Here is a 5,535-nt window from a genome sequence, read left to right as displayed (position 1 = left end):
GCATTCCGTCGAGGTCTGGAGCGACAACAGTCTGGTGGGCGGGCTTTACGGCATCGCCATCGGCGGCGCATTTTTTGGCGAGTCGATGTTCAGCCTCGCGGACGATGCTTCCAAGGTGGCATTCGTTTACCTTGTGCGCCAAGTGCAACAATGGGGTTTTAGCCTGATCGACTGCCAGTTGCCGACGGCGCACCTGACGAGTCTGGGCGCGGAGGAACGAAGCCGCCGCGACTATCTGGTGCTGCTCGACCTTGCGCTACGCGCTCCCGGCCGATCAGCTCTCTGGAATTTTGACATTGAGCTTGCGCTGTTTTAGCGTTTCCAGATGAGCGGACAGCAAAAAAACCCGGATGTATTCGTATCGATGCCGCACCCGTGCAGCTATCTGCCGGGCAAGACGGCGACCACGCTCTTCGTTGACCCGCGTTACCCGCTCAACCGCGACGCCTACGGGTACTTCACCCGCCTCGGATTCCGCCGCAGCGGCGACCTCGTGTACCGACCGCACTGCCGCGATTGCAACGCGTGTATCCCGGTGCGCATTCCGGTCGAACGCTTTCAACCGACGCGCGGACAGGTGCGCACCTGGCGCAAAAACGCGGATGTGTGCGTGATCGCGCAACCGGCGCGCTTTGTCCCCGAGCACTTCGTGCTCTACCAGCGTTACCAGGCGCATCGTCACCCCGGGGGCGGAATGGACGATCCGGACCCGCGCAAATACAGCGGCTTTCTCATTGGTCGATGCGTCGAAACCAAGTTCTGCGAGCTGCGCATCGGCCAGCGGCTGGCGGCTGTTACCGTTATCGATCAGCTGAACGACGGGTTGTCGGCGGTTTATACATTCTTCGATCCGGATGATGCCGCCCGCAGTCTCGGGACGTACGCAATCCTGTGGCAGATCGAAGAGGCGCGGCGCAAACGCCTGCCCTGGGTGTATCTGGGTTACTGGATTGGGGCCAGTCCGAAAATGACCTACAAAGCGAACTTCCGGCCGCTTGAGGTCTATCGCGACGGCCACTGGGGTGGTCTTTAGCTGATTATTTTCTGAAAAAGTCCATCCCGGACTTTTTCAGCTGCCTGTGGTGGCGCTTTGCCTTTACGCGCCGGGGTGACTACGGCATCATACGCCGCCAATCAGACCCGGAGTGCACAATCAAGCGTGGCGAAAGAAGAACATATCGAGATGGAGGGTACGATCTCTGAAACTCTCCCAAATACCCTGTTTCGGGTGAAATTGGACAACGGCCACGTGGTAACAGCGCATATCTCCGGAAAGATGCGCAAACATTACATCCGCATTCTTACCGGGGACCGCGTCACCGTGCAGCTCACGCCGTACGATTTGTCGAAGGGCCGGATCACCTTCCGCGCCCGTTGAACAATTAACTTACCGTCGGGCGCTCTGCCACCGCCGCTCTCGATTCGAACTCCAGCGTCAGCGCATCGTTCTTCTCGCTCACGCGTATGTGGCCACCGTTCGCGAGCTTTCCGAAAAGCACTTCATCCGCCAGCGGTTTCTTGATGCTCTCCTGAATCAGCCGCGCCATCGGGCGTGCGCCCATGACGGGGTCGTGCCCGCGCAGCGCAAGCCACTGGCGTGCGGCCTCATCCAGCTCAATGGTGACATGCTTGTCGGCGAGCTGGGCCTCAAGCTCGAGCACGAACTTGTTAACAACGTGCATGATGCTCTGTGCATTGAGCGGCTTGAAGCGAATCATCGCATCCAGACGATTCCGGAACTCGGGGCTGAACAACCGCTGTATGTCCAGCATCTCGTCACCGGCGTGATTCTGCTCCGTGAATCCCATCGACGCCCGGCCCAGACGCTCGGCCCCGGCGTTGGTCGTCATCACCAGGATCACGTTGCGGAAATCGGCCTTGCGACCGTTGTTGTCGGTAAGTGTGCCGTGATCCATGACCTGAAGCAGCAGATTATAAACATCCGGGTGGGCCTTCTCGATTTCATCGAGCAGCAACACCGCGTGCGGGTGTTTGGTAACCGCCTCGGTCAATAATCCACCCTGATCAAAACCAACATAGCCCGGCGGCGCGCCGATCAGCCGCGAGACCGTGTGCCGCTCCATGTATTCCGACATGTCGAAGCGGATCAATTCCACGCCCAGCACGCGCGCAAGCTGGCGCGTGATTTCGGTCTTGCCGACGCCGGTCGGTCCGGAGAACAGATACGATCCCACCGGTTTCTCGGCATGGCCGAGGCCCGAGCGCGACAGCTTGATCGAAGTCACCAGCGCGCCGATGGCTTCGTCCTGACCGAACACAACCATCTTCAGATCGCGATCGAGCGTCTGCAGTGCCTCGCGATCGGACGTGGACACGGATTTGGACGGAATGCGCGCAATCTTGGCAACGATCGCCTCGATATCATGTACTCCGATGGTCTTCTTGCGCCTGCTCGGCGCCAGTAATTGCTGCCCGGCACCGGCCTCGTCGATCACGTCGATCGCCTTGTCCGGGAGATGGCGGTCATTAATGAAGCGATGCGACAGCTCCACCGCGCTGCGCAATGCCTGGCTGGTATAACGCACGCCGTGGTGCACTTCGAATCGCGACTTGAGTCCCTGCAGGATTTCGACGGTCTCCTCTACCGACGGCTCGACTACGTCGATCTTCTGAAACCGGCGCGACAGCGCGCGATCTTTTTCGAAGATATTGCGGTACTCCTGATAGGTGGTCGAACCGAGGCACTTGAGGTCGCCGTTCGCGAGCACCGGCTTGAGCAGGTTCGAGGCATCCATGGCGCCGCCCGAGGCCGCACCCGCGCCGATGATCGTGTGAATCTCATCGATGAACAGGATCGCGTGCTCCTGTTTCTTGAGGTGATGCAACACCGCCTTCAGGCGTTTCTCGAAGTCGCCGCGATACTTCGTGCCCGCGAGCAGCCCGCCCATGTCGAGGGCATAGATGGTGCTGCGCGCGAGTACCTCCGGAACTTCGCCGTCGACGATCTTCTTCGCCAGACCTTCGGCGATTGCGGTCTTACCGACTCCGGCCTCGCCGACGAACAGCGGGTTGTTCTTGCGCCGCCGGCACAGCACCTGGATCGTGCGCTCGAGCTCGCGCGCGCGGCCGATCAGTGGGTCGATCTTGCCCAACCGCGCCTGCTCGTTGAGATTCACACAAAAGGCATCGAGCGGGCTGCGCTCGGTGCTTGGCGCGCCATCTTCGCTCTCATCCGGCGCCGGAAGTTCGTTGCTGCCCTCACCCGGTACCTTCGAGATACCGTGCGAGATGAAATTGACGATATCGAAACGGCTGATGTTCTGCTTGTGCAGAAAATAAATCGCGTGTGATTCCTTTTCACCGTAAATCGCGATTAACACGTTCGCGCCGGTGACTTCTTTCTTGCCCACCCCTTGCACGTGCAGGACGGCGCGCTGAATCACCCGTTGGAAACCAATGGTCGGCTGGGTATCGAGTTTGGTACCCACCGGCAGCACCGGTACGTTTTCAGTAATGAACGTGAGCAGGTTGCGACGCAGTTCCTCGATGTTGCCGCCGCACGCACGCAGGACGCGCACCGCGGTCGGATTATCGAGCAGCGCCAGGAGCAGATGTTCAACGGTGATGAATTCATGGCGCTTCTCACGAGCCGCGTGGAAAGCGTTATTCAGGGAAAACTCGAGCTCCTGGGACAACATGACGTAAACCTCCGTGCGTCTCTTAAGTGCCTAATAAAGAGAGTAGCACCTCATTCGGGTTCCAGCGTGCACTGCAATGGATGTTTGTGTTCCTGTGCAAACGCCATCACTTGCTGGACCTTGGTTTCTGCGATTTCGCGTGTATACACGCCACAAATCCCGATCCCTTTCTGATGCACATGCAACATGATGCGGGTTGCCGTTTCACGATCCTTGTGGAAGAAGCGCTCGACAACCGTGACGACGAACTCCATAGGGGTATAGTCGTCATTCAACAGAATGACCTTATAAAGCGATGGCCGCTGGAGCTTCGGCTTCGCTTCCTGAACTACCGGACCCTCGAGGTATTGCGGATTTTTTTCGTTCATAACCAATAACTTATTAGAATAAAATAGTAATACGATACCGAATCACGCCGGTCCTACCCTATTCTGCCGTCACAATCCGAAAATTCAATCCCCAGCGAGCAGGTCTGTTTTTTAAGAGCCCATTGCGCATGGCTGGTCTATCGTACCCCCTTTGCTTGACTTGATTGGAAAAAGCAGCAAGATTTATCACTGTTTGCTGCCCGCGCTGTCAATCAGATGTGATCAGCAACGGAGGTGTTTGTTCCGCCGGAGCACAGGGGAATATTATGGCAACAGGTTTCGTGAAGTGGTTTAACGCCAGCAAAGGGTACGGCTTTATTACACCGGCCGAGGGAGGGGACGACGTGTTTGCCCACTTCTCGGCGATTGAAATGGACGGTTACAAAACACTCAAAGAAGGCCAGCATGTAGAGTTTGAAATCCAGGAAGGACCTAAAGGTCCGCAATCATCGCAAATACGCGCACTTATCAAATAATCAAGAGCCAGGGCGTTACTGCTTCGGCACGGTCTCGACCCGGCACGCACGCCGGGTTTTTTGTTTCCATCTATCAAATCACATGTGCTCAACTATCGCGTTACCGAAGCCGGAACAGCTTACCAGCGTCGCGCCCGGGATTAGACGAGCGACCTCTTCAGTCGGCGGGCGCTGACTCACGGTACCACGGCGGGGTTGCAGGATCGCCGTGCGTACGCGCGCGAGATCGTAGGTCAGCTGCTTGGCCGCAATCGCCCCGGCCACACCCTTGAGAATTAGCTCCGCCGCTTCCACCCAGCCCATGTACCGCAGCATCATCTCCGCCGACAGGACCATGGACCCGGGATTCACCTGGTTCTTGCCGGCGTACTTCGGTGCGGTGCCGTGGGTCGCTTCGAACACCGCGATGGAATCGGCGACGTTCCCTCCGGGCGCAATGCCAATGCCGCCGACCTGCGCCGCGAGCGCATCCGAGATGTAATCGCCGTTCAGATTCAGTGTAGCGATCACATCGTAATCTTCCGGTCGTAGCAGGATCTGCTGAAGAAAATTATCGGCGATTACGTCTTTCACCAGGATCTGATTGCCAGTCCTTGGATTCGTAAACGCACACCACGAACGGCCATCGATCAGCTCGGCTCCGAATTCGTTGCGCGCGACCTCGTACCCCCAGTTGCGAAATCCGCCTTCGGTGTACTTCATGATGTTGCCCTTGTGCACCAGGGTCACCGAAGTACGGTCATTCTCGACCGCGTACCGGATGGCTTTACGTACCAGGCGTTGTGATCCTTCGCGCGACACCGGCTTGATACCGATGGCAGAACTCTCCGGGAAACGGATCTTGGTGACGCCCATTTCATTCTGCAGAAACGCGATGACCTTCTTAACTTCCGGCGAGTCGGCGGGCCACTCAATGCCGGCGTAAATGTCCTCGGTGTTTTCACGGAACACCACCATGTCGGTGTGCTGTGAATCACGCAATGGTGATTGCACGCCGGGGAAAAAACGGATCGGGAGTATGAAGGCGTAAAG

7 protein-coding genes are annotated in these 5,535 nt (G+C 57.9%); 4 read left to right on the top strand and 3 right to left on the bottom strand.

Going from position 1 to position 5,535, the window contains the following annotated elements:
- The 3 genes from WAQ08_RS19100 to infA form a co-directional block, all read left to right on the top strand.
- The coding region (locus tag WAQ08_RS19100; RefSeq protein WP_422193847.1) for a leucyl/phenylalanyl-tRNA--protein transferase at positions 1 to 316 on the top strand (316 nt) is incomplete at its 5' end.
- 9 nt (positions 317 to 325) lie between these two features.
- The gene (locus WAQ08_RS19095; protein ID WP_422193845.1) at positions 326 to 1,033 is read left to right on the top strand and encodes an arginyltransferase; all 708 of its coding nucleotides are present in this window, start codon (positions 326 to 328) and stop codon (positions 1,031 to 1,033) included.
- 126 nt (positions 1,034 to 1,159) lie between these two features.
- Positions 1,160 to 1,378: a translation initiation factor IF-1 gene (gene infA / locus WAQ08_RS19090; RefSeq protein ID WP_422193843.1), complete on the top strand. Its 219-nt coding sequence runs from the start codon at positions 1,160 to 1,162 to the stop codon at positions 1,376 to 1,378.
- A gap of 4 nt (positions 1,379 to 1,382) precedes the next feature.
- On the opposite strand, the gene clpA is transcribed toward infA, so the two are convergent.
- Positions 1,383 to 3,659, bottom strand: coding sequence for an ATP-dependent Clp protease ATP-binding subunit ClpA (gene clpA, locus WAQ08_RS19085; protein WP_422193841.1), 2,277 nt, complete (start codon positions 3,657 to 3,659; stop codon positions 1,383 to 1,385).
- A 50-nt stretch (positions 3,660 to 3,709) separates the two neighbouring features.
- Positions 3,710 to 4,027, bottom strand: a complete 318-nt coding sequence (gene clpS / locus WAQ08_RS19080; RefSeq protein WP_422193839.1) for an ATP-dependent Clp protease adapter ClpS — start codon at positions 4,025 to 4,027, stop codon at positions 3,710 to 3,712.
- A 266-nt stretch (positions 4,028 to 4,293) separates the two neighbouring features.
- Between clpS and WAQ08_RS19075 the strand changes: the two genes are divergently transcribed.
- The gene (locus tag WAQ08_RS19075; protein ID WP_422193848.1) at positions 4,294 to 4,503 is read left to right on the top strand and encodes a cold-shock protein; all 210 of its coding nucleotides are present in this window, start codon (positions 4,294 to 4,296) and stop codon (positions 4,501 to 4,503) included.
- A gap of 78 nt (positions 4,504 to 4,581) precedes the next feature.
- On the opposite strand, the gene WAQ08_RS19070 is transcribed toward WAQ08_RS19075, so the two are convergent.
- Positions 4,582 to 5,535: isocitrate/isopropylmalate family dehydrogenase (locus WAQ08_RS19070; protein WP_422193837.1), on the bottom strand; the 954-nt coding region annotated here is incomplete at its 5' end.

It is taken from the genome of Aquabacterium sp. (assembly GCF_049274795.1).
Lineage (GTDB): Bacteria > Pseudomonadota > Gammaproteobacteria > Burkholderiales > Burkholderiaceae_C > Aquabacterium.
Note: the sequence above shows the minus strand (reverse complement) of the source record. Positions and strands in the feature narration are given on the sequence as shown.